Origin of the sequence: Janthinobacterium rivuli (assembly GCF_029690045.1) — a bacterium.
Classification (GTDB): Bacteria; Pseudomonadota; Gammaproteobacteria; order Burkholderiales; family Burkholderiaceae_D; genus Janthinobacterium; species Janthinobacterium rivuli.
In genome coordinates this window covers 249844-271638 of record NZ_CP121464.1, presented here as the reverse complement: position 1 = coordinate 271638, position 21795 = coordinate 249844, and the positions used below count along the sequence as shown (strand labels likewise).

The following is a 21795-nucleotide window of genomic DNA, read 5'->3' as shown; positions in this document are numbered from 1 at the left end:
GCACTGAGCGGGTTAAAATTGCTCATCGCCCCCCTTTTTTTGGAAACCGCATGCACTTCGCCACCTGGATCACCTTTGTCATCGCCGCCTCCATCATCGCCGTCTCGCCCGGCTCGGGCGCCGTGCTGTCGATGTCGCACGGCCTGTCGTACGGGGTGAAGAAGGCCAGCGCCACGATTATCGGCCTGCAGCTGGGGTTGCTGGTGGTGCTGGGCATCGCGGGCGCCGGCGTGGGTTCCTTGCTGCTGGCCTCGGAAGTGGCCTTCAATATCGTCAAGACGGTGGGCGCCTTGTACCTGATCTACCTGGGCCTGTCGCAGTGGCGCGCCAAGGTGGCCGTGACGGGCGACCTGCATGCCGACGCCGTGGTGCCGTCCTGGCGCCGGCGCGTGCTGACGGGGTTTCTCACCAATGTGACGAATCCGAAAGGCATCATCTTCATGGTGGCGGTGTTGCCGCAATTCATCAGCCCTGCTGCGCCGCTGCTGCCGCAATTGCTGATCCTGGCCGTCACCATGTGCACGATCGATCAAATCGTCATGCACAGCTACGCCTTCCTGGCCTCGTCGATGCAGCGTTTTTTCCGCGACGCCAGCGCTGTGAAAAAGCAGAACCGCTTCTTTGGCGGCTTGCTGATGGCCGTCGGCGCCGCCCTGTTCTTCGTCAAGCGCGGCGGCCAGGCGGCGGCGTGAGCCAGATCAACATGCAAACATTTGTAAGCCCGCTTGCGGTACTTGCCCGATAGGACTGTAATCGGCATGTTGTCTTCCTTTCATCTGCGTCCTGCCTGGAGCGCGCCATGCGTCCGACCCTGCCCCTGCTGAAAACCATCTGCGCCGTGCTGTTGTCGTCGGCATGTACGCTTGCCCTGGCGCAAGACCCGCCCGCCCGCGTGGGCCGTATTTCCACCGTCGAAGGGCAGGTGCTGGTGCGCGCCGGCGATGGCGAGGCGCAAAACACCCTGCTGAACTGGCCCGTCACGACGGATAACCGCTTGAGTACCATGCGCGGCGCGCTGGCGGAGTTTCGCGTGGGCGCGGCCGCCGTGCGTCTCGATGGCGATTCGGAGCTGGAAGTGAGCGAGCTCGATGACGACAGTTTCAAATTGCACCTCAGCTATGGCGCGGTCAGCGTGCGCGTGCGCAATCCCGACGCGCTGCGCGGCTTCGAGCTGACCACGGCCCAGGCCCGCGTGATCCTCACCCAGCCGGGCTGGGTGCGCATCGAGGCGGGGCGTCAGAGCGGCGCCAGCGTCGTCAGCGTGCTCGACGGGGCGGCCGACGTGGATGGGGCGACGGGCAGCGTGACCTTGCGCGCCGGCCAGCGCGCCGAACTGACGGACGAGGAATTGCGCACGGGCGCCGTGCAGCGGATCGCGTTTGACAACTGGCCCGAAGCCTTGCCCGCCGCCGCGCCGGCCTTGCGCTATGTCACGGACGATACGACCGGCTATGAAGAGCTGGACCGCTATGGCGCCTGGCAGGAAGATGCGCAATACGGCCCCCTGTGGCTGCCCAGCGCGGTGCCGGCCGGCTGGGCGCCGTACAGCGACGGGCGCTGGACGTGGATCGCGCCGTGGGGCTGGACCTGGGTCGACAATGCACCGTGGGGCTATGCGCCCTCGCATTACGGCCGCTGGGTACGGCTGGGCCAGCGCTGGGGCTGGGCGCCTGGCCGCGAGCGCGGCCGCGTGCCCTGGGCGCCGGCCTTGGTGGGCTGGGTTGGCGGAAATCACGCGATGAACCGCGGCCAGCGTCCCGACGTGGGCTGGTTTCCCCTGTCGCCGCACGAGCGCTACGTGCCCGGCTACCGCACCAGCGCGGACTATGAACGCCGCATCAACCGCGTGGCCGAGGGGCGCCGTCCCGTGGTCGGTGAGCGTGAACACCGCAACCGCACCATCATGCCGGCCCCCGTGCTGCAAAGCATGCCCTTGAGCACGCCGCCTGCGCCGGCCGGCAACTGGCAGCGTCCCCCCGAGGCGCAGCGCCAGCAAGATGGATTTCGCCGCGACAGGGCCAACCGCGACGGTCGCCTGCAGACGGACGATGGCCAGACGCAGATGGCACCGCCGCCCATGCAGCCGAACCGCCCGCCCGTGCCGGTACAGCCACCGCGGCCGCAACAGCCCCTGATGCCGGCGATGCCGGCCTTGCCACCTGTGCAAGACCCGGTGGCGCACCCTGCCTGGCGTGGCGAGCAGCGGCTCCGCGCCGAGCGCGCCAATCCGCCGCGTGAGCGCCACATTGAACGCGGCGCGCCCGGTCGCGCTGGCCGGATGCAGGAAATGGAGCGCTGAACGGGCCGCTGGCGCTGGCCGTCTGTCCGTCCGGTCATGGATTATCGACGTTCAAGCCGCCAAACCGACAGTTCGTCACATTTCAGCGGTCAAGCCGCGGTGTTTTGTCTACAGTGACGTCATTGCAAGACAGCGCAATGCCTTCACGGCTGACAGCACCGATTTTCCGGCTATTTTGTCCAAACGAAATAGTTTTCGCCAGCTTACAAAGCTGGCTTTTTTTTTCCGCGCCCCTGGCGCCATGGCAAGGGGCGCAGGCGCTGCCAAAGTTGGCTACAATACGCCTTTGGCACTGACCGGCACTGATTGGAATTCCCATGCAAACCACCCCTCCCAGCGAACACATCATTCCTCCCAGCGAATCGCTGATCGAATACCCGAGCGACTTTCCCATCAAGATCATGGGCCCGACGCATGTCGACTTCGCGCCGACCATGCTGGAGCTGGTGATCAGCCACGATCCGACCTTCCACGCTGGCCGCATGGAAGAGCGTCCTTCGGGCAAGGGCAATTACACGGGCCTGACCGTCACCGTGCGCGCCATCAGTCGCGAGCAGCTCGACGCCCTGTACATGGCGCTGTCGGGCCACCCGATGGTCAAGATCGTCATGTAAGGCTGGCTGCCGCCACGCTGGCCCGGCTCTTCGTGAGCAGCCAGACGGCGGCAAAGGCGCTACTCGCCACCGCCGTCACCCACAGCAGCGGCTTTTCGCTGCCGTCCGTGATGGCGGCGATGACGGCGCCGCAAACAGCCGTGATGAGCATCTGCACGAAGAAGAACAGGCCCGAGGCGCTGCCCGCCTGGTCGCCATACGGCTGCAGCACGGCCAGCTGGCAGGCGGGAATCGCCATGCCCACCGACACCATCACCAGCAGCATCGGCGCCACCAGCGACGCCACGTGCTGTGGCGCCAGACTACCCGCCAGCAACAGGCTGGCCGCGCCCGTTACATTCAGCAGCACCGCCACGCCCAGCATGTAATCGGCGCCCAGGCGCGGTCCCAGCGCGCGAAACAGGCTCGACCCCGCGATATAACCGCTGACCGTCAGCGCGAACACCAGCGCATACGAGTGCGGCGACAGCTGCATGCCCCTTTGCAACAGCACGGACGATTCCGCAATGAACGGGAAGTACGTGCAATACACGCAGCCGATGGCCAGCGCATAGCGCAGGAAATAGCGGTCGCCCAGCAGGCGGCGATACAGCGCCAGGGTATTTCTTTGTGGCACGACGCTGGCCGGCTTGGTTTCCGGCACGTACGCGGCGATCAGCCCCAGCGACAGCGCGCCCAGCAGGCACAGCACGCCAAACACGGCGCGCCAGCCGAACGCCGCGTCGAGCACGCTGCCAGCCAGCGGCGCGAGGATCGGCGACAAACCCATCACCATCGAGATTTTCCCCAGCATGCGCGCCTGCGTGGCGGGATCGAAGCGGTCGCGCACCATGACCCGGCCGATGATGGTGCCGCTGCAGCCGCCGAACGCCTGCAGCACGCGCGCGGCGATCAGCACGTGCACATCGGTGGTCACCGTGCAGACGATGCTGGCGAGCACATAAATGGCCGTGCCGGCCAGCAGCACGGGACGGCGTCCGTAGCGGTCGGCCAGCGGCCCGCAAGCGAGCATCGAGGCGGCCGAGCCGGCCATGAACAGGCTCAGGGTCAGTTGCAACTGGGCATCGCTGGCATGCAGGGCATCGGCCATGGCCGGCAGTGACGGTAAATAGATGTCGATGCTGATGCGCGACAGGCAGACCAGCAGCAGCACGATGGCGCCCCAGGCCCACAGGGGAAGTGTTGTTCGTTGATTCATGTTTTTCGGTATGCAAGAGATGGCAGACGCACCAGAACGGTGAGAGTAGGATGTTTGTGGTGTAATGCGAAGTGCCAGTCATCAGAAAACTCATTGGACCACTTGGACGATCATCATGCCGCGAGGAAAATCACCGCACGCCCTGGACTTGCCTCGTCCCACCAGCTGGCTCGACAAGGCAGGCGTCAACAAGCAGGATGGCGCGTATGAAGCGCTGCGCTCGGCCATCCTGACGAAGATGCTGCCGGCGGGCAGCCGTTTGCCGTCCAGCCGCACCCTGGCGGAACGGTGGGAGTTGTCGCGTGGCACCATCGAAACCGTGTTCGACCGCCTGCACGCGGAAGCGTACGTGACGCGCGTGCCCGGCTCCGGCACGCGCGTGTGCGCCGTCGTGCCGGAACGCTTTTTGATGGCAGGATTGGCAGATGCCACCCCGGCCGGGCCATTTTCCGAGCCGGTTCCCGTGTCCGATACGGGCGTGCGCGACGGCTTGCCGTTTGTTGCACGGCGCGCCGATGCCAGCCTGTTTCCCATGGCGGCCTGGTCCAAGTGCGCCACGCGGGCGCTGGCCGACGCCACGCCGGAGCAGCTGTGCAGCGCCGATCCGGCTGGCTTGCCCCAGCTGCGCCAGCAGATCGCCGATTTCCTCGCCAAGTACCGCGGCATCCGCTGCGACCCGCAAGACATCGTCGTCACGACCGGCATCCGCCATGCGATCGACTTGCTGGCGCGCAGCATCGTGCGCGATGGCGATAAAGTCTGCCTGGAAGAACCGGGCTATCCGGCCGCGCGTGCCCTGTTCGCCCTGGCGGGCGCCGTGCCGGTCGACATTGCCGTCGACGCCGAGGGCATCGATTGCGCCGCGCTGGCCGCGCACGCCGACGCCCGCCTCGCGTACGTGACGCCGGCGCACCAGTCGCCGCTGGGCGTGACCATGTCCGTCACGCGCCGCCTGGCGTTATTGGAGTGGGCGAACGACAGCGGCGCCTGGGTGGTGGAAGACGATTACGACAGCGAATTCAATTACCAGAGCGCGCCGCTGGCGGCCCTGAAGGCGCTGGACCAGTACCAGCGCGTGATTTACTGTGGCAGTTTTAATAAAACCCTGTTTGCCGGCCTGCGCGTGGGTTTCATGGTGCTGCCGCCCGCCTTGCGCCCACCGTTGCTGCGCATGCTGCAGTTGACGGGCAGGTCCGTGGGCGTGACGGAGCAGCTGGCGCTGGCCGCCTGGATGGAGGATGGCGCCTTCGTGCGCCATTTGCGTCAGGCGCGGCTGGCCTACAAGGAGCGGCGCGACCTGCTGCTGGCCTGCCTCGAGCAGACCGCGCCCGGCCGCTACACCATTTCCGGCCAGCAGGCGGGCTTTCATTGCGTGCTGTGGCTGCCGCCGGACAGCGACGAGCGGGCGTTTTGCGCGCGCGCCGCGCAGGACGGGCTGGCGCTGCAGCCGCTCGGCGACTTTTGCCACAGCGCAAAATTGGCGCCAGCCGTGCTGCTCGGCTACACGGCCCTGAATGGGCCCCAGATACGCCATGCTGCACAAAAATTGGGCAAATTGCTGTTATTGCCTGAGTCCGCCCCGGAATGAAACGGCCGCCTGGCTTATAATCACGGCTTCGCCGCAGCGTCCGCAGGGCGCCGGCAGCTGATTACAGAATCTGTCATGACCACCACCCGCACCGAAACGGCGCTGATCCGCGAGCTGGGCCGCGTCGATTACGAGCCGACCTTTGCCGCCATGCGCGCCTTTACCGACGCGCGCACGACCGACACGCGCGACGAACTGTGGATCGTCGAGCATCCGCCCGTATTTACGTTGGGCCTGGCGGCCGACCGCGGCCATTTGCTGGCCGGCGCGGAAAACGTGCCCGTGGTGCAAACGGACCGGGGCGGCGAAGTGACGTTCCACGGTCCTGGCCAAGTGGTGATTTACCTGCTGATGGACTTGCGCCGCAACAAGCCGGGCGGCAAGCTGTACGCGCGCCAGTTCGTGCATAAAATCGAGCAAGCCATCATCAACGTGCTGGCGGCGTATAATCTCGCTGGCGAGCGCATCGATGGCGCGCCTGGCATCTATATTGCCGGCGGGCCAAGCAAGGGTGCGAAGATCGCCGCGCTGGGCTTGAAAGTGCGCGGCAACGGCTGCACCTACCATGGCGTATCGCTCAACGTGGCGATGGACCTGGCGCCGTTTTCCTGGATTAACCCTTGCGGCTATTCCGGCCTGAAGACGGTGGACATGCGCAGCATGGGCGTGGTGGCGCCGCTGGCCGAGGTGCAGCGGGCCCTGGCCCAGGAATTGACCGTATTACTCGATGTAAGCGAAGTAAACAGCGCCGCAGGCGCGCCTCAGGCAGCGGATGCCTGAGCAAACAAACCAACATGCCCGTCAAGGGCTTGCAGCCATGACTTCTGAGACCATTTCCAGCACCGCCCCCGCCGCTCCAGCGTACAACCCGAGCGAAAAGCAAAAAGGCGCCAGCAAGACCTCGCGCATCCCGATCAAGATCATTCCGATCGAGCAAGTCGAGCGCCTGAAAAAGCCGGACTGGATCCGCGTCAAGGCAGCCTCGGCCTCGACCCGTTTCTATGAAATCAAGGACATCCTGCGCGAAAACAAGCTCGTCACCGTCTGCGAGGAAGCCAGCTGCCCGAACATCGGCGAATGTTTCGGCAAGGGCACGGCCACCTTCATGATCATGGGCGACAAGTGCACGCGCCGCTGCCCGTTCTGCGACGTCGGTCACGGCCGTCCTGATCCGCTGGACAAGGAAGAGCCGGCCAACTTGTCGAAAACCATCGCCAAGCTGCGTTTGAACTACGTCGTCATCACCTCCGTCGACCGCGATGACTTGCGCGACGGCGGCGCCGGCCACTTCGTCGAGTGCATCCAGCAAACGCGCGCCCTGTCGCCGAACACCCGCATCGAAGTGCTGGTACCGGATTTCCGTGGCCGCCTGGAAAAAGCCCTGAATCTGTTCAAGGATGGCTTGCCTGACGTCATGAACCACAACCTGGAAACGGCGCCGCGCCTGTACAAGGAAGCGCGCCCCGGCTCCGACTACATGCACTCGCTGAAGCTGCTGAAAGACTTCAAGGCCATGTACCCGGACGTGAAAACCAAGTCCGGCATCATGGTGGGCCTGGGCGAGACGGACGAGGAAATCCTGCAAGTCATGCGCGACATGCGCGAGCACGATATCGACATGCTGACCATCGGCCAATACCTGGCGCCCTCGAACAGCCACCTGCCCGTGCGCCGCTACGTGCACCCGGACGTGTTTAAAATGTTCGAAGAAGAAGCGTACAAGATGGGCTTCACCCACGCCGCCGTGGGCGCCATGGTGCGCAGCTCGTACCACGCGGATGAACAGGCGCACAGCGCCGGCGTTGAATCGGCGCTGAATTTCTAAGCACTTGAGTTGTATCAAAAACCGTCCGCTTTAGCCGGGCGGTTTTTTTTTGCCTGTTCGTATCGTGTCACCTTATGCGGCTGAGCGTCCTATACTGGCATGCTGAAAAAGCATGGTTGACGGATAAGCTATGAGGTGACGCATGGACGTACGCATCGACGCATCGTGGAAGGCGCGGCTGGAGGGCGAGTTTGCCCAGCCCTACTGGGAACGCCTGGCCGCCTTCGTGAAACAAGAGTATGCGGCGGGGCCGTGTTTTCCGCCGGGTAAAACCATCTTCCGCGCGTTCGACCTGACGCCGTTCGGGCAAGTCAAGGTCGTGATCCTGGGGCAAGACCCGTATCACACGCCCGGCGCGGCCATGGGCCTGTGCTTTTCCATCCCCGATGGCACACCGCCGCAGCCCAGCCTGCAAAATATTTTCAAGGAATTGCATAGCGACGTGGGCGTGGCGCGCACGCGCACGGATTTGTCCGACTGGGCCGAACAAGGCGTGTTCCTGCTCAACAGCGTGTTGACGGTACGCGCCGGGGCGGCCGGCTCGCACGCGGGCAAGGGGTGGGAGAAATTGACGGACAGCGCCATCCGCCACCTGTCCGCCGAGCGCGAGCACCTGGTGTTCATCCTGTGGGGCGGCTATGCGCAAGCCAAGCGCACCTTGATCGATCCCGGCAAGCACCTGGTGCTGGCGGCGCCGCACCCTTCACCCTTGTCGGCCAGCAAAGGTTTCTTTGGAAGCAAGCCGTTCAGCCAGGCGAATGCGTATTTGCAGGCGCATGGCCAGGCGCCCATCGCCTGGGGTGATGGCTGATTCCTGACGGCAACCGACAGCGGCAGGCGTTGCTCCCTGCCGCTGTCTTCGCGCGTAACGGTTAAAAGCTGGTCGACAAGCCCGCATAGATGCTGCGGCGGGCGCCATACTGCGGCGCTCCCACGCCCACGCCGGAACCGTCGCGCAGCAGATACGATTTGTCGAACAGGTTGATCAGGGCCAAACGTCCTTCCACCTTGCCGAGCGGCGTGTTTTTCCACGTATGCGTGAGCGCCGTGTTGACGGTGAAGTAACTTGGCAAATGGCCGGAATTCGGGGCGCCACCGTCCGGGGTCATGCGCAGGCCGCTACCGTAGAGGAAGTCAGCGCTTACTTGCGAATCGCCAAAGTGATAGTGTCCACCGCCCGACAAGGTGTATTTCTGGTCATGATCGAGGTAGACATAGTGTTGGCTGATGTAGTTCAACTCATCGGCGCCAAACAGGGCCTGGCCGGAATTGATGTTGCGGCCCTGCGCCTTTTGCGTGCTGGCGTTGAGGAACAGGCCCCAGTTTTTCTCGCTGTAGATGGCCGACAATTCCAGGCCCTTGGCGTAGCCATCCGCATAGTTGAACGGCGTCAGGATCAACGCCTGGCCGAACTGGCCTTCGTCCAGCAGGTTGTTGATTTTTTTATAGTACACATCGGCCGTCACGGTCAGTTTTGCATTCACCTGGTGGCTGATGCCGACGTCGTAGTAATGCGTGCGCTCGGCCTTGACGTTGTCGGACTGGCCGATTTCCGGCGCGTTCGTCGTGTTCGCGTACAGGTCGATGCTGCCTTGCGCCGCCAGTTCCTGCGGCGGCGGCGTGAAGTAGCGCGAATAGCCGGCGTGCAGGGCCGTGCCCGGCGCCAGCTGATACGCCAGGTTGACGCGTGGGCTCCATTGCTGCTCGCTCGTGTAGGCCGACACCTTGTCGAAGCGGGCGCCATAGTTCAGGGTCAAAGGCTTGCTGATATGCCATTCATCCTGCAGGTAAACACTGGCCAGGGTGCCCGTCTTGCCGCTGTTGTCCAGCACCGTGATGGGCGTGCTGGACGTTTGCGCGCCGTCCATGGCGGGGAAGACGGCCACCGTGTTGTCGCTCGTCGTTTTCTGGCGCGTGTAGGCCAGGCCCGCGCGCACGGTGTGGTCCTGGTGCCATTTGTAGCTGATGTCGAACTGGGCACCGGAAGCGCTGTTCGCGCGGCGCGAGTCCGAGGCCACGCCGTTGTAGATCAGGTCACCGATGGCATCGGGCGTGAAGTGCAGTTCCGAATACTGGTGGAAGGCCGACACCTGGTAATTGACGTCGCCCAGGCTCTTTTGCAGCGACAGCACGAGGAAGCGGTTCACTTCGCGCTGGTTTTCATTCAGCTGCGACGACGGTAACGTGGACGTGCCCGCCTGCGCATCGCTGTGGCCATTCAGGCTGAAAGCGGGCGCCTGGTCCGGATTGTTCGGAATCTGGAAGCGGCCGTTATACGTGCCGAACATGGCGCCCAGGCGGGTGTTGTCATCGAGGAAATACGACAGGCTGCCGAACGATTTGTTCTGGCGCGTCTTGTCGTGCAGGGCGCTGCGTGTGTCTTGCGGGTTTTCCACGCTCAGGGAATTACCGAGGTAGCTGCCGGACAGGTAGTAATTGAACTTGCCCACGCTGCCAAAAAATTCAGCACTCGGCTCCACGTGGTCGTGGCTGCCGACCATGATGCCGATGCGCCCGCCAGGCGTCATGCCGCCCTCTTTCGTTTCAATATCGACGATGCCCGCCGTGCGCAGGCCGAACTGGGCCGGCAAGGCGCCTGTCATGAAATCCGTCTTGTCGATCAAACGCGTGTCGATCGACTGGCCGAAGCCGCTGATGCTTTCTGGCAGTTGCACGCCATTGATGCGGTATTGCACATTGGCATGGTCGTCACGTACGTGCAGGGCGCCGGAACCCTTCGAATCCTGCGATACGCCCGGCAAACGCAGCAGCACTTCATTGAACGGCGTGTTGTCGCCCTGGCCCAGCATGTCGACCATGTGGCTGTCGATGCTGTAGATGGTGGTGCCGACTTTCGGCGACAGCTCGATGCGTGCGCTTTTCAGATGGGCGGAGGTGACTTCCACCTTTTGCATCTCTTGTGGTGCGGCATCTGCCGCAGCGGTGGCTTCGGCGGCATGCGCGGAACTCGTAAACAGGCTGGCAAGGGCGAGCGACAGCGCGCTCAGACGGGGAGTGTGTTGCATGGTAAGCCTCAAAATAGTCAACGCCAGGCGGCCCGGCGCGCATGATCGCGCGACTAGGGGCGGCCTGAAAAAGGAAAAAAAGCGTGGGAACTACAGTGAGGCGGCAGGCGGGCCGCGCACGGGCGGCAGGATCAGGGTGGCGACGGGCGCCAGGGAAGTGGGCGCGATGGCCAGCAAGCGGTACGGCAATAACTGGGCGGGCGGCTCAGTGATGGCCGGCGGCACGGCGATGTCGGCCACCTTGTCGATGGCCGTGGCGCACAGCGCGCACTCTTCCGCGTCGAGAGTGGTCTTGTGCAGGTGCGAGGCGGCCGTCGACAGCAGGAACACGAGGGCCAGCGCACTGAACAGCGCCACGCACAGCCGCCACGGCGTGCGCGCGAGGGCGGCGGCACCGTGATGAGCAAGCTTGCGGGTGGGCTGGCGGGAAGACATGGGCGCATAGTAGCAAGAAAATCGCCCCATTGTCAGCGCTTGTTGCAATTCATTTGCGCTGAACGGGCAGGACAGAATGACAGCTGATAATGATTTTCACTCCGGGCCTTTCATGCTATCGTTTCGCAGCCCAAATTTCCCAAAGTTTCCATGTCGCAACGTTCGATCAAGTGGTTGTTTGCCAAGCTGCACCTGTATGCGGGCCTGTGGTTTGGCGCCCTGTTTGTTTTGCTGGGCTTGACGGGGTCCGCCATCGCCTGGATGCCGGAGCTCGACGCGTATCTGAATCCGACCTTGTTGCAGGCGAGCACGCCCGCGCCTGGCCAGGTGTTCCAGGTGACGTCGCGCACGGTGCAAGCGGTGGTGGACGGGCTCGCGGCCGACCCCGCCTACGGCAAGCCGGCCCAGCTCAATCCGCCCGCCGATGCGCGCGACGTGTACGTGGCCTCTTACCGCCAGGCGGACAAACCGTCCCCCTTCAGCCAGGCCATCGTGCGCCAGGTGATGGTCGACCCCTACACCTTGCAAGTCAAAGGCGAGCGCGACTGGGGGCGTTTCGGCCTCACGCGTCCGCTGCTGATGTCGGGCATGTTTCATTTGCACCGCTATCTGCTGTCGGGCGACGCGGGCAAGACCATTACGGGCATCTCGGGCGTGATGCTGCTGCTGATGGCCTTGAGCGGCATCTATCTGTGGTGGCCGCGCCTGCAGTGGCTGGCGATCAAGCGCGCCTTGACGGTGTCGCATGGCGGCTCCTGGCCGCGCTTCAACTATACGTTCCACAAGGCGGCCGGTTTCTTTGCCGCGCCCGTGCTGGCCATGCTCGCCTTTTCCGGCATTTATTTCAATTTGCCGCAATTGATCGTGCCGCTGGTGGCGCTCGTGTCGACGGTGCCGGACACGGCCAAACTGAAGAATGTGCAGCAGGACGGCGCCGTGCTCGATGCGGGCCAGGCCATGGCCGCCGCGCAGCTGCTGTATCCACAGGCGCGGGTGTCGCGCATCGTGCTGCCGGCGAAAAAAGACCAGCCGTATGACGTGCGCGTGCGCCAGCCCGGTGAAATCGCCCACGGCGACGGCGCCACGCGCATCACCCTGGATGCGCGCAGCGGCTTGCCCCTGCGCATACGCGATCCCTTGCGGGCGCCGGCCGGCGACGTCTTCCTGGGCTGGCAATTCCCCTTGCATTCGGGCCAGGCGTTCGGCGCGGTCGGGCGCGCCTTCATTACCGTCTTTGGCCTGATGCCGCTGCTGTTCATGCTGACGGGGACGCTGGTGTGGTGGAAATGGCGGCGCGGCCGGAAATAAGCGGCCGCCAAACCGATGCGGGGAAAGTTGCTATCATCATAGTATTTTCCGGCGGATCCCGGATTCACCCGCACAAGGACCAGCATGAGCAATCCCGAGATTACCGTAGCAATGTTGAATGAACGCGGCACCGGCCGCCTGCCCGGCCACTTGGGCATCGTCATCACGGAAGTGGGCGACGGCCAGCTGACGGCGGAATTGCCCGTGCTGCCGCATCTGCTGGCGCCGAATGGCTATCTGCACGCGGGCAGCGTGGTGACCCTGGCCGACACGGCTTCCGGCTATGGCTGCATCGTCAACCTGCCCGAGGGCGCCAGCAATTTCACGACCATCGAACTGAAATCGAACCACCTGGGCACGGCGCGCGAAGGCACGCTCACCTGCACGGCGAAAGTCGAGCACAAGGGCCGCAACACGCAGGTGTGGGATGCCGTGGTGAAAAGCAAGGAAACGGGCAAGACGATTGCCCTGTTCCGCTGCACGCAGATGATTCTGTATCCCAAGTAAGACTATATTTTCACCCAGTTACCCTTGTACAAGATCGGTCCCGTCGGTCCGTTCGGATCCGGCGAACCGCCTTTCGGCTCCAGGGTGACGGCCAGCAGGGCCACGTCGTTGCCGATGGCGCGCTGGGACAACGCCAGTTTCACGCTGCCCTTGTCGGCCAGCAGGCCCAAGGAGCGCGGGTTGCCGCTCTTCGGCACGGCCCACAGTTCCAGGTCGCGATCAGCAGGCACGGGTGCGTTGCCCACCATGCGCACCTCGAGGGCGCCGTGGCGGCTGTCGGCCGTCAGCAGCAGGGCCGTTTGCGCTTTCTCGTCCGTCAGGCTGGCGACATAGCTGATCTGCGGCGCGTCCATCACGCGCGTGGCCACGACGATCACCAGCAGCGCGGCGATGGCGCTCGACGCCATGCCCAGCGAACGCCAGAACGTCAGCGAATCGCGCCACAACGACCAGCCGCCCTGCGGCGCCAGGTGCAGGCGCTGCTCGATCTGCTGCCACACGCGTTTGGGCGGCGCCACGGGCGTGGCAAATTCCGCCATCGGTTCCAGGCGCTGGCGCCATTCGGCCGTGATATTGCGCAAGTCGGCGTCGTTGTGCAGCCAGCCTTCGAAACGTCGCCGCGCGCCCCCTTTCAGGGTGCCCAGCACGTATTCGGACGCCAGTTTCTGGCGCAGCACGTCATTGCCGCGGATATTCATGATGCCTCCCGTTTCGCCAGGCACGTGCGCAGCCGTTCCAGGCTACGGCGTATCCAGGTCTTCACGGTGCCGATTGGCAGCGACATCTGCTGCGCCACTTCGCTATGCGACAGGTCGTGATAGAAGGCCAGGGCGACCACCTGCCGGTGCAGCCCTTCCAGGGCCGACATGCAAAACGCCAGCGCCTTGGCGTCACCGCTCAGTTGCAGCGACTCGATCGGCGTGGCCTGGGGGTCTCGGAGTGCATTCATGACTTCGCTATCAAACTGTTCGGCATCGATTTCCACGGTATCGTCGCTGCGCCGCAGCACATCGAACGCCTTGTTGCGCACGATGGTGGCCATCCAGGTCATCGGCGCCGCCAGATGGCTCTGGTAAGTGGCGGCATTGTTCCAGATGGCGACGAACCCCTCTTGCAAGGCTTCTTCAGCGAGCTCTTGCTTATGCAATATACGCAGCGCGAAGCCAAACAGTTTCGATGAGGTGGAGTGATAGAGCTGGCGGAACGCGGTGGCGTCCTTGTTACCGGCGGCAAGCAGCCAGGTTTTCAGTTGCTGCGGGTCGAGCGATTGGGCGGCTGGGGACACGGCTGGCCTTCACGAGGTGAGTGGGATCACGCCTGAGAAGGTTATAACAAGTTGGCAACCTTTAGCAACAAGGTTTTGTGCAGTGTTTGCGCGCTGTCTTAGCCTGCGATGGCGGACTCGAGCAGCTTGTGCAGTTCCGCGAATTCCGGCTTGCCTACATAGCGCTTGAGGATCTTGCCCTGCTTGTCCAGGACGAAGGTGGTGGGCGTCAGGGCCACGTCGCCGTAGGCCTTGGCCGCCTCGCCCGTCACGTCGAGTGCCACCTTGAACGGCAGCTGGCGCGTTTCGGCGAAGTTCAGCACGTAGTTGGCCGGATCGTATTTCATGGCCACGGCCACGAATTCCAGTCCCTGCCCCTTGTACTTGTTGTAGGTGTCGACCATGTCCGGCATTTCCGCCACGCAGGTGGTGCACGAGGTGGCCCAGAAATTGACCATCACGACCTTGCCGCGCAGGCTGTTTGAGGTGATTTTCTCGCCATGGATGCCGTGGAAGGTCACGTCCGGCGCGCTTTGCTTGTCATTGAGCGACAGATAAGCGGCTGCCGCCACGCCCGCCACGAAGACGGCGATCAGGGCTGGCTTGACCCAGGACTTGCTTGCGGATGGCGTAGTTGACATGGTTTTCATTTGAAAAGCGCGACGATGCGGCCATTATAGCCGTATCGCCGCATCAAAGCCGTAGGTCAAACGGAGGAGGCGTTTATTGCTGCGCCGTGTCGCCAGTGCTGGTGGTGCGTGCTGGCGCCGGATCGGGCTGCAACTGCTTCAGTTCCGCTTCCGAAATGTAGTCGAACAGCTTGACCACTTTCTGCACGCCGCCCACGCCGCGCGCCACGTCGGCCGCGACCGTGCCTTCGCGCTGGGTGACTCTGCCCATCAGGAAGACGGTGGCGTTCTCGGTGACGACCTTGAACGAGGCCGCCGAGATGGTTTTCATGTCGACCAGGCTGGCCTTGACCTTGGTGGTGATCAGCGCGTCGTTCGAGCGCGACGTATAGCTGGCCGGGCCGGCGATGATCAATTCATTGGCCACCGATTCCACGCCCTCGATATTGCGTACTTCGCGCTCGACGGCATTTTTCATCGCCTCGTCGCGCACTTCGCCCGTCAGCAGGACGCGACGGTTGAAGCTGGTGACGTTGACGTGGCCCACGTCGCCGGTGATGGAGGGGATGCGCGACTCGCCTTTGAGGGCGATCGACTTGTCTTCGGTCTGGGCGCCCAGGGTGCGGCGGTCCGCTGCGGCTACGCCGCCCATCACCGCGCCGCCGACCATCAATTCGATGCAGCCGGTGAGCGAGGTGAGCATGGCGCCGCACAGCAATGCGGTGGCCAATGGGCGTTGCACGCGTTTCCAGCCTGCGCCAGTACCGAATTTAGTCATTCACGTCTCCTCCGAATAGCGCGACGTCGATGCCGTCGCAGATGCAATGTATGGTGGTCAGATGGACTTCCTGGATGCGCGCCGTGCGCTCGGCCGGCACGCAGATATGCACGTCGGCGTCCGTCAGCATCTTGCCGATGGCGCCGCCGTCCTTGCCCGTCAGCGCCACGACGCGCATTTCGCGCTCGAGCGCCGCTTCCACGGCCGCCATCACATTGGCCGAATTGCCCGACGTGGAGATGGCCAGCAAGATGTCGCCGGCCTGGCCGAAGGCCTGCACCTGCTTCGAGAAAATCTCGCGGTAGCTGTAGTCGTTGGCCACGGCCGTCAGGATCGACGTATCCGTCGTCAGCGCCAGGGCCGGCAGCGGAAAGCGCTCGCGTTCGAAGCGCCCGACCAGCTCGGCTGCGAAATGCTGGCAGTCGGCGGCGGAACCGCCGTTGCCGCAGGCGAGGATCTTGTTGCCGTTGGACAATGCATAAAACATCAGGTCGATCGCCTGCGCAATCGGTTGCGCCAGTACGGTGGCGGCCTGGATCTTGAGTTCGGCACTTTCGTGGAAGTGCGAGAGGATGCGTTGATTATTCATAGTCTGCCGATTATAGTGCAGGCGCGCGGCATGGCGGACAAGCACTGTTAAAAATGCTTACATATCGAGGATGTTCTTCAACCAGCTGATGCGCCCGCCGTCGATGGCCAGCGCGTCGAAGCGGCACGGCGGCACGGTTTTTTGCCTCAGCAGCCAGGTTTGCGCGGCCACCACCATGCGCCGCTGCTTGGCTGGCGTGATGCTGGCCAGAGCGCCGCCGAAGGCCGCACTGCTGCGCAGCCGCACTTCGACGAAGACGACCGAGGCGCCATCGCGCATGATCAGGTCGAGTTCCCCACCCTTGCACAGATAGTTGCGCTCTAGCAGCATCAGGCCTTGCAGCAACAGATACGCGAGCGCATCGTCTTCTCCCTGCCGTCCCCGTTCCCGTTTGTTCCAGAAAGCGAAGGGCGGCATGGCGCATGTCCTTACTGTACCGGTGGCGTGGCCGGCACGGCCGGTGGCCAGGTGCCCAGCACGCCCTGCTGGTAGGTGGCGGCTTGCTCCGTGCGTTCGAACACGCTTTGATCATTTTCGAAGCGCACGGCCAGGCGGCCCGTCACGCCATCGAGGGTAAATGGCGCGTTCGGGCGCAGCGCCACTTCGCGCGCCACGCGGAAGGCATCGATGCCCAGCGCGTACAGGCGTTCCATGTCGGCCGTCAGCCGGCGTTCGGCAGGTTGCTCGGGCTGTGGATACACCATCACTTGCGGATGGTCGCGCTGGACTTGCCATGGCAAGTCCAGCAGGCGCACACCGTCGAGCTCAGGCCCGCTGGCGCCGCGCCCGGCGCCGGGATTCAAGGACGAAGTGCCATACAGCGGCAGATCGCTGCCGATGGCCACGCGCAGCTGGCGCGCCTGGTCGGCGTCGAGCGCGGCAAACAGCAGGCCCGGCGGCGTGGCGGCCAGGCGCGCGCGCAGCTGCACCAGCTCGGCATCGCTCAGGTAGCCATTCGTTGCCGTCAAGTCCATCGTTTCGATCTTGCCGCCTTGGCGCAGCCATTCCTGCTTGAAGGCGGCGCTGATGCGGCGCTGCGAGGGCGATCCGGCCGACAGGACCAGCGCGCTGGCACCCGGCTGTTCGCTGGCGGCCCAGGCGGCAACCTGGCGCGCTTCCGCCTCGATCGACAGGCCCATCACCAGCAGCTTGGCCGGCAGACGCGCTTCACCGCGGTTGTCCGGGTGGTTCAGGGCGATCGTTGGTTTGCGCACCAGGTCGCTGTTCGCCACGGCCGTGACGGCCGAGCGCGACAAAGGCCCGACGACGATGTCCTGTTCTTCTTGCGCTTGCGCAAACTTGTTCAGCACGTCGCTGCTGCCGTCGCCCGTATCGATCACCGTCACTTCAAAGCCGCTGCGGTCGCGCTCGTACGCGGCCATGAAGCCGGCGCGCAGCAATTCGGCGGCCGGACCCAGGGAAGCCGAGCGCAGCGGCAGCAGCAGGCCGATGTGGTGGACCTTGCCGTCGGACGGCGCCGGCGCCGTGGCGGCCGGCATGTCGAGTGGCGTGCCGGTGGCCGGCCTGGTGGTGATGGGCGCGAGTGGCGCGCCGTTGCCGTCATACGCGGTAATATCGGGCACGGCCACGGCAAACGTCACCGGTTCGGGCGTGGGCGGCTTGGGCGGCACGGGTGGTGGCAGCGGCTTCGGAGGCGGCAGCGCCCTTGTGTTAGATTCAATAGGCGCGCACAATTGCCCGGGCGCGTCGCAAGGCGTGCTGCAAGCGCTCAGCATGCCGGTCGCGGCACAAACAAGCAGTAACTTCACACTATTAGCAAGCATTTAACCTCCAAAATGACCGTACAAGAAATCAGTTCCATCGCCAGCCTGCCCATCATGACAGAGGCGGCGCACCAGGTCTATCCTATCGCAACATTGTATATAGTGGCCACGCCGATCGGCAATGTGACCGATATCAGCCTGCGCGCGCTGCATTTGCTGAGCCTTGCCGATGCCGTCGCCTGTGAAGATACGCGCAACACGGCGCACCTGCTGACGCGCTTTGGCTTGAACAAGCCTCTGATTGCGGCGCATCAGCATAATGAACGCGAAGTGGCGCAGACCCTGATCGCCCGCCTGCACGCCGGCGAGCGCATCGCGCTCGTGTCCGACGCCGGCACGCCCGCCGTGTCCGACCCGGGCGCGCGCATCGTCGACGCCGTGCGCGCGGCCGGCCTGCGCGTGCTGCCCCTGCCCGGCCCGTCGGCGGCGATCACCGCCATTTCCGCCAGCGGCTTGTTGAATGACCAGTTTTACTTTGTCGGCTTCCTGCCAGCCAAGGCCAAGCAGCGCGAAAACATGCTGCACAGCCTGCGCGGCGTGACGGCGACCATGGTGTTTTATGAAGCGCCGCACCGCATCCTCGACTGCGCCACGGCCCTGGTGGAAGCGTTCGAACCGACGCGCCAGGTGGTGTTCGCGCGCGAACTGACGAAACTGTTCGAGGAAATCCACCGCTGCCCCCTGTCCGAAGCGGAGGCGTGGATACGTGCAGATGCGCACCGCGAAAAGGGCGAATTCGTCGTCCTGCTGGAAGGCGCCACGCAAGCGCAGGACGCGGAAGACGTGGAAGCGGAGCGCATCCTGAACATTTTATTGGCCGAGTGCAGCGTCAAGCAGGCGGCGAACCTGACGGCGCAAATCACGGGGCGCAAGAAGAATGCGCTGTATGAAAGGGCGTTGCAGTTGAAGGGGCAGGAATAAAGAAGAAGTCAGGCTGGTGGCCTGACATCGAGCGCTAGCGCTGCTGCGAGCAGCAGCTCCACGTGTTCAATCAGCTCATCGACAAAGCCTGCCGTGACATCGAGCTCGCCTTCGTATTCGGCCAGGTTGCGCTTCTTGTGCGCCTGGCTTAATAGTAGCCACTGCTGTGGCGTGAAACCCAAGGTGTGTTCCAGACTCTGGAAAACGAGATAGCGGTTGTCGCTGCGATAACCATGTTGGCGCGGCGCAGACAAGGCGGCCGCATGCGCCGCGTTATACGCCAGGTCGAAGCGGCTTTCCAGCGACAGTATCACCTGTCTGGCGTCACGCAGGCGCACGGTGGCCGAGCGCAGCAAGCCGGCCCGTTCGCGGGCGTCGGGTGGCTCAGCCTTGAGCTGGCCGATGCGCGCCAGATTCGCCAGCGCTTGCGAGCTTGATGAATTCATCGTCGCCCCCTTTGACAAAAATCTTGGGCTGTTCGAGGATGCGCACGACGAACGACTTGCCCTCGTCTATTCTCTGCCGCCATTCTTCTGGCGTGTACAAGGTCGGGTTGATGCTGCGCCCCAGTTGCTGCTGCACTGGCTGCAAGGCCGTCAGTAACTGGGCGTTTGATGCCATGCTGCCGATCACCATCAGGTCGATATCGCTGTGCGCCTGTTCCGTGCCCTTGGCCATGGAACCATACACGAAAGCCAAGTCGATTTCCTGCCAGTGCGACTGCAGCGCAACGCGCAGCACATCGGCCACGCCGAAGGTTTTCAGTACGATGCTGCGCAGCTCGTCGAATATCGGCGCATCGTGATTCGCCTGGTAATGCTTCTGGTTGCCCACCTTTTTCACCGTGACCAGGGCCGATTTCACCAGCTTGGCCAGCTCGCGTTGCACTGCACCCGAACCGATGGCCGCGAAGGCGATGATTTCATTCGCATAGAAAGAGCGTTGCGCCTGGCCAAAGAGCAAGGCCAGCACGCGTTGCTGTGTCTTGGAAAACAATGTGTCTGCATAGATACCCATATTGGGTATGTTAGTACCCAATATGGGTATAGTCAATCTTCTTCACCACTTGCAGCCGCTATCCTTCTTGTCCAGCAACATCATCACGGGCGCCAGCAAGCCTGCGCCTGAGTAGGCAGTGCGGCAGTCGCCGCGCTTGCCTTGCGCGATGTCGCGCGCCAGCTGGGTTTCCGTTTGCAGCGGCTTGTCGGGGATTTGCCCCACGGCCGTACCCACCTTGGACGGGTCGCGCTCGCCGGCCATCTTGCGCGCCGTCCTTCTGGCCGCGTCCATGTCGAACTTTGGCGTCTCTTGCGTGATGGTATCGGCGCTGGCCGCTGGCGTGGCCGGTGATGCCGGCACCACCGTGATGGCTTGCGGGCTCGATGCTGGCGCCGTGGCGGCCGGCGGCGTTTCCCGGACAGTGGCGAGTTTAGGCTTGCTGATGGGCTTGGGTTCGCGCTTCGGCTTGGCGACTTCGACGGGCGGCGGGGGCGGGGGAGGCTTGGCGGCCAGCGGACGTATCCACACGGCGATCGATTCCACGCGCGGGGCCGTGTCCATCCGCGCGGCCGGCTGCACGTGGCGCCACAGAGTGATCAAGGCGCCATGCAGCAGCAAGGACACGGCGATGCCCAGCACGATGCCGCGGCGGTTCGGCATGGGCCGGCCACCGTCGTTTCTTTCTATCCTGAACTCCATTGCCGTTGTCGCCTTCATGTCTGATCGGGAAAACTTGCCAAGCCAGTGTCGCATACTTCAATCGTTTTGAAAAATACATGGGTTCCAGTGCCGCCCGTAAATAATTTACATAGAGTTTCACCTGACCCTTGACCGAAGTCGATACGGCCTGTATTATCTTGGTCTTCGGAGTGTGGCGCAGCCCGGTAGCGCACCTGGTTTGGGACCAGGGGGTCCAAGGTTCGAATCCTTGTACTCCGACCAAATTTGTAGAAAAAAACCCAAGAGTTCAGGCTCTTGGGTTTTTTTTCGTCTGTACAGTTCACGTAGGTCGGGTTAGCGCGCAGCGCGTAACCCGACAACAGTGTTGGCCATAGCTCTGGTGGCGTCGGATTACGCGTGGCGTTGCCACGCTAATCCGACCTACCTCAAACAGCGGCGCGTTTCGCCGCGATGGCGTTGCCCGCCCGGCTGGAACCCTTGCGTCCCAGTTGCTGCGAGATGAACTGGCCCGCGTCGACCACCAGGTCGAGGTCGATGCCGGTGGCAATCCCCAGCCCTTGCATCATGTACAGCACGTCTTCGGTCGCCACGTTGCCAGTGGCACCCTTGGCGTAGGGGCAGCCGCCCAGGCCCGAGACGGACGAGTGATAGATGGCGATGCCCGTTTCCAGGCTGGCGTAGATATTCGCCAGCGCCTGGCCGTAGGTATCGTGGAAGTGGCCGGACAGGCCGCCCACGTGGAAGGCGGCAATCGCGCGCGCCATCACCGCCTGCGTTTTGCGCGGCGTGGCCACGCCGATGGTGTCGGCGATGTCGATCTCGTCGCAACCGAGGTCGCGCATGCGGCCCACCACGTCGGCCACGGCGTCCAGCGGCACTTCGCCCTGGTAGGGGCAGCCGAAGGCGCAGCTGATGCTGCCGCGCAGGCGCAGGCCGTGTTCCTTGGCCGCCTTCGCCACGCCTTCGAAGCGGGCAATCGATTCGGCGATCGAGCAGTTGATGTTCTTTTGCGAGAAGGCCTCCGAGGCGGAGCCGAAGATCACCACTTCATCGGCCTTCGCCGCCAGTGCCGCATCAAAGCCCTGCATGTTCGGCGTCAGCGCCGAATAAATCGTGCCAGCGCGGCGCGCGATCTTGTCCATTACTTCCGCGCTGGTGGCCATCTGCGGCACCCATTTCGGCGAGACGAACGACGCCGCCTCGATGTTGGCGAAGCCGGCCAGGGTCAGGCGGTCGACCAGTTCGATCTTGACGGCGGCGCTGATGGTTTCCTTCTCGTTTTGCAGGCCGTCGCGCGGACCCACTTCGACGATCTTGACCTGCTGGGGCAAACTAGCTTGAGCATTCATT

24 protein-coding genes and 1 tRNA gene are annotated in these 21795 nt (G+C 63.8%); 11 read left to right on the top strand and 14 right to left on the bottom strand.

Going from position 1 to position 21795, the window contains the following annotated elements; all coding sequences use genetic code 11:
* Positions 1-50: 50 nt before the first annotated feature.
* The 3 genes from P9875_RS01140 to P9875_RS01130 all read left to right on the top strand — a co-directional run bounded on the left by P9875_RS01140 (position 51) and on the right by P9875_RS01130 (position 2913).
* A complete protein-coding gene (locus P9875_RS01140) occupies positions 51-692 on the top strand; it encodes a LysE family transporter (protein ID WP_278317371.1) in 642 nt (213 codons plus the stop codon).
* Positions 693-799: 107 nt separating this feature from the next.
* Positions 800-2299: a DUF6600 domain-containing protein gene (locus P9875_RS01135; RefSeq protein WP_278317370.1), complete on the top strand. Its 1500-nt coding sequence runs from the start codon at positions 800-802 to the stop codon at positions 2297-2299.
* Between the two features lie 317 nt (positions 2300-2616).
* Positions 2617-2913 (top strand): DUF493 family protein, encoded by a 297-nt coding sequence (locus P9875_RS01130; protein ID WP_099403898.1) that lies wholly within the window; start codon positions 2617-2619, stop codon positions 2911-2913.
* On the opposite strand, the gene P9875_RS01125 is transcribed toward P9875_RS01130, so the two are convergent.
* On the bottom strand, positions 2906-4111 hold the full coding sequence (locus P9875_RS01125; RefSeq protein WP_278317369.1) for a multidrug effflux MFS transporter: 1206 nt from the start codon (positions 4109-4111) through the stop codon (positions 2906-2908). The genes P9875_RS01130 and P9875_RS01125 overlap by 8 nt on opposite strands.
* A gap of 115 nt (positions 4112-4226) precedes the next feature.
* Here P9875_RS01125 and P9875_RS01120 point away from each other — a divergent pair, with 115 nt between their 5' ends.
* The 4 genes from P9875_RS01120 (at position 4227) to ung (ending at position 8335) form a co-directional block, all read left to right on the top strand.
* Positions 4227-5699: a PLP-dependent aminotransferase family protein gene (locus tag P9875_RS01120; protein WP_278317368.1), complete on the top strand. Its 1473-nt coding sequence runs from the start codon at positions 4227-4229 to the stop codon at positions 5697-5699.
* Positions 5700-5774: 75 nt separating this feature from the next.
* The gene (gene lipB / locus P9875_RS01115) at positions 5775-6479 is read left to right on the top strand and encodes a lipoyl(octanoyl) transferase LipB (protein ID WP_076564619.1); all 705 of its coding nucleotides are present in this window, start codon (positions 5775-5777) and stop codon (positions 6477-6479) included.
* A 37-nt stretch (positions 6480-6516) separates the two neighbouring features.
* Complete coding sequence (lipA, locus tag P9875_RS01110; protein ID WP_099408224.1) at positions 6517-7524, top strand: lipoyl synthase; 1008 nt, start codon at positions 6517-6519, stop codon at positions 7522-7524.
* 142 nt (positions 7525-7666) lie between these two features.
* Positions 7667-8335, top strand: coding sequence for a uracil-DNA glycosylase (gene ung / locus P9875_RS01105; protein WP_278317367.1), 669 nt, complete (start codon positions 7667-7669; stop codon positions 8333-8335).
* A 61-nt stretch (positions 8336-8396) separates the two neighbouring features.
* Here ung and P9875_RS01100 read toward each other — a convergent pair whose 3' ends face one another.
* Together P9875_RS01100 and P9875_RS01095 are read right to left on the bottom strand one after the other, a co-directional pair.
* Positions 8397-10550 carry a TonB-dependent receptor gene (locus P9875_RS01100; RefSeq protein ID WP_278317366.1) on the bottom strand — a complete coding sequence of 718 codons (2154 nt, stop codon included), beginning with the start codon at positions 10548-10550 and terminating at the stop codon, positions 8397-8399.
* Between the two features lie 90 nt (positions 10551-10640).
* Positions 10641-10985 (bottom strand): hypothetical protein, encoded by a 345-nt coding sequence (locus tag P9875_RS01095; protein WP_278317365.1) that lies wholly within the window; start codon positions 10983-10985, stop codon positions 10641-10643.
* Between the two features lie 150 nt (positions 10986-11135).
* Here P9875_RS01095 and P9875_RS01090 point away from each other — a divergent pair, with 150 nt between their 5' ends.
* Together P9875_RS01090 and P9875_RS01085 are read left to right on the top strand one after the other, a co-directional pair.
* On the top strand, positions 11136-12293 hold the full coding sequence (locus P9875_RS01090) for a PepSY-associated TM helix domain-containing protein (RefSeq protein WP_278317364.1): 1158 nt from the start codon (positions 11136-11138) through the stop codon (positions 12291-12293).
* Between the two features lie 84 nt (positions 12294-12377).
* Positions 12378-12800, top strand: a complete 423-nt coding sequence (locus tag P9875_RS01085; protein ID WP_034782761.1) for a PaaI family thioesterase — start codon at positions 12378-12380, stop codon at positions 12798-12800.
* A 2-nt stretch (positions 12801-12802) separates the two neighbouring features.
* On the opposite strand, the gene P9875_RS01080 is transcribed toward P9875_RS01085, so the two are convergent.
* The 7 genes from P9875_RS01080 to P9875_RS01050 form a co-directional block, all read right to left on the bottom strand.
* On the bottom strand, positions 12803-13498 hold the full coding sequence (locus P9875_RS01080; RefSeq protein WP_151091853.1) for an anti-sigma factor: 696 nt from the start codon (positions 13496-13498) through the stop codon (positions 12803-12805).
* Positions 13495-14085: a sigma-70 family RNA polymerase sigma factor gene (locus P9875_RS01075; protein WP_034782766.1), complete on the bottom strand. Its 591-nt coding sequence runs from the start codon at positions 14083-14085 to the stop codon at positions 13495-13497. Before P9875_RS01075 ends, P9875_RS01080 begins: the two co-directional genes overlap by 4 nt.
* A 98-nt stretch (positions 14086-14183) precedes the next feature.
* Complete coding sequence (locus P9875_RS01070; protein ID WP_225243199.1) at positions 14184-14705, bottom strand: peroxiredoxin family protein; 522 nt, start codon at positions 14703-14705, stop codon at positions 14184-14186.
* An 82-nt stretch (positions 14706-14787) separates the two neighbouring features.
* Positions 14788-15471 (bottom strand): BON domain-containing protein, encoded by a 684-nt coding sequence (locus P9875_RS01065; RefSeq protein ID WP_225243200.1) that lies wholly within the window; start codon positions 15469-15471, stop codon positions 14788-14790.
* Positions 15464-16060, bottom strand: a complete 597-nt coding sequence (locus P9875_RS01060) for a phosphoheptose isomerase (protein WP_034752465.1) — start codon at positions 16058-16060, stop codon at positions 15464-15466. Before P9875_RS01060 ends, P9875_RS01065 begins: the two co-directional genes overlap by 8 nt.
* 57 nt (positions 16061-16117) lie before the next feature.
* The gene (locus P9875_RS01055) at positions 16118-16477 is read right to left on the bottom strand and encodes a YraN family protein (RefSeq protein ID WP_225243201.1); all 360 of its coding nucleotides are present in this window, start codon (positions 16475-16477) and stop codon (positions 16118-16120) included.
* Positions 16478-16488: 11 nt separating this feature from the next.
* Complete coding sequence (locus tag P9875_RS01050) at positions 16489-17691, bottom strand: penicillin-binding protein activator (RefSeq protein WP_278317363.1); 1203 nt, start codon at positions 17689-17691, stop codon at positions 16489-16491.
* A gap of 165 nt (positions 17692-17856) precedes the next feature.
* Between P9875_RS01050 and rsmI the strand changes: the two genes are divergently transcribed.
* Positions 17857-18765, top strand: coding sequence for a 16S rRNA (cytidine(1402)-2'-O)-methyltransferase (gene rsmI, locus P9875_RS01045; RefSeq protein WP_070303149.1), 909 nt, complete (start codon positions 17857-17859; stop codon positions 18763-18765).
* A gap of 8 nt (positions 18766-18773) precedes the next feature.
* Here rsmI and P9875_RS01040 read toward each other — a convergent pair whose 3' ends face one another.
* The 3 genes from P9875_RS01040 to P9875_RS01030 all read right to left on the bottom strand — a co-directional run bounded on the left by P9875_RS01040 (position 18774) and on the right by P9875_RS01030 (position 20424).
* Positions 18774-19211, bottom strand: coding sequence for a hypothetical protein (locus P9875_RS01040; RefSeq protein ID WP_278317362.1), 438 nt, complete (start codon positions 19209-19211; stop codon positions 18774-18776).
* Positions 19150-19761: a nucleotidyltransferase domain-containing protein gene (locus P9875_RS01035; RefSeq protein ID WP_278317361.1), complete on the bottom strand. Its 612-nt coding sequence runs from the start codon at positions 19759-19761 to the stop codon at positions 19150-19152. The genes P9875_RS01040 and P9875_RS01035 overlap by 62 nt, the downstream gene beginning before the upstream one ends.
* 63 nt (positions 19762-19824) lie before the next feature.
* Positions 19825-20424 (bottom strand): hypothetical protein, encoded by a 600-nt coding sequence (locus P9875_RS01030; protein WP_035823235.1) that lies wholly within the window; start codon positions 20422-20424, stop codon positions 19825-19827.
* 205 nt (positions 20425-20629) lie between these two features.
* Here P9875_RS01030 and P9875_RS01025 point away from each other — a divergent pair.
* Positions 20630-20706: transfer RNA gene (locus tag P9875_RS01025), tRNA-Pro, on the top strand.
* 164 nt (positions 20707-20870) lie between these two features.
* Here P9875_RS01025 and P9875_RS01020 read toward each other — a convergent pair.
* Positions 20871-21794: a hydroxymethylglutaryl-CoA lyase gene (locus tag P9875_RS01020; protein ID WP_278317360.1), complete on the bottom strand. Its 924-nt coding sequence runs from the start codon at positions 21792-21794 to the stop codon at positions 20871-20873.
* Position 21795: the final 1 nt, after the last annotated feature.

What these genes read in the sequence shown, in the direction of transcription:
- P9875_RS01140 (WP_278317371.1), top strand. Translation starts at nt 51, where the DNA reads ATGCACTTCGCCACCTGGATCACCTTTGTCATCGCCGCCTCCATCATC.
- P9875_RS01135 (WP_278317370.1), top strand. Translation starts at nt 800, where the DNA reads ATGCGTCCGACCCTGCCCCTGCTGAAAACCATCTGCGCCGTGCTGTTG.
- P9875_RS01130 (WP_099403898.1), top strand. Translation starts at nt 2,617, where the DNA reads ATGCAAACCACCCCTCCCAGCGAACACATCATTCCTCCCAGCGAATCG.
- P9875_RS01125 (WP_278317369.1), bottom strand. Translation starts at nt 4,111, where the DNA reads ATGAATCAACGAACAACACTTCCCCTGTGGGCCTGGGGCGCCATCGTG.
- P9875_RS01120 (WP_278317368.1), top strand. Translation starts at nt 4,227, where the DNA reads ATGCCGCGAGGAAAATCACCGCACGCCCTGGACTTGCCTCGTCCCACC.
- lipB (WP_076564619.1), top strand. Translation starts at nt 5,775, where the DNA reads ATGACCACCACCCGCACCGAAACGGCGCTGATCCGCGAGCTGGGCCGC.
- lipA (WP_099408224.1), top strand. Translation starts at nt 6,517, where the DNA reads ATGACTTCTGAGACCATTTCCAGCACCGCCCCCGCCGCTCCAGCGTAC.
- ung (WP_278317367.1), top strand. Translation starts at nt 7,667, where the DNA reads ATGGACGTACGCATCGACGCATCGTGGAAGGCGCGGCTGGAGGGCGAG.
- P9875_RS01100 (WP_278317366.1), bottom strand. Translation starts at nt 10,550, where the DNA reads ATGCAACACACTCCCCGTCTGAGCGCGCTGTCGCTCGCCCTTGCCAGC.
- P9875_RS01095 (WP_278317365.1), bottom strand. Translation starts at nt 10,985, where the DNA reads ATGTCTTCCCGCCAGCCCACCCGCAAGCTTGCTCATCACGGTGCCGCC.
- P9875_RS01090 (WP_278317364.1), top strand. Translation starts at nt 11,136, where the DNA reads ATGTCGCAACGTTCGATCAAGTGGTTGTTTGCCAAGCTGCACCTGTAT.
- P9875_RS01085 (WP_034782761.1), top strand. Translation starts at nt 12,378, where the DNA reads ATGAGCAATCCCGAGATTACCGTAGCAATGTTGAATGAACGCGGCACC.
- P9875_RS01080 (WP_151091853.1), bottom strand. Translation starts at nt 13,498, where the DNA reads ATGAATATCCGCGGCAATGACGTGCTGCGCCAGAAACTGGCGTCCGAA.
- P9875_RS01070 (WP_225243199.1), bottom strand. Translation starts at nt 14,705, where the DNA reads ATGTCAACTACGCCATCCGCAAGCAAGTCCTGGGTCAAGCCAGCCCTG.
- P9875_RS01065 (WP_225243200.1), bottom strand. Translation starts at nt 15,471, where the DNA reads ATGACTAAATTCGGTACTGGCGCAGGCTGGAAACGCGTGCAACGCCCA.
- P9875_RS01060 (WP_034752465.1), bottom strand. Translation starts at nt 16,060, where the DNA reads ATGAATAATCAACGCATCCTCTCGCACTTCCACGAAAGTGCCGAACTC.
- P9875_RS01055 (WP_225243201.1), bottom strand. Translation starts at nt 16,477, where the DNA reads ATGCCGCCCTTCGCTTTCTGGAACAAACGGGAACGGGGACGGCAGGGA.
- rsmI (WP_070303149.1), top strand. Translation starts at nt 17,857, where the DNA reads ATGACCGTACAAGAAATCAGTTCCATCGCCAGCCTGCCCATCATGACA.
- P9875_RS01040 (WP_278317362.1), bottom strand. Translation starts at nt 19,211, where the DNA reads ATGAATTCATCAAGCTCGCAAGCGCTGGCGAATCTGGCGCGCATCGGC.
- P9875_RS01030 (WP_035823235.1), bottom strand. Translation starts at nt 20,424, where the DNA reads ATGCCGAACCGCCGCGGCATCGTGCTGGGCATCGCCGTGTCCTTGCTG.
- P9875_RS01020 (WP_278317360.1), bottom strand. Translation starts at nt 21,794, where the DNA reads ATGAATGCTCAAGCTAGTTTGCCCCAGCAGGTCAAGATCGTCGAAGTG.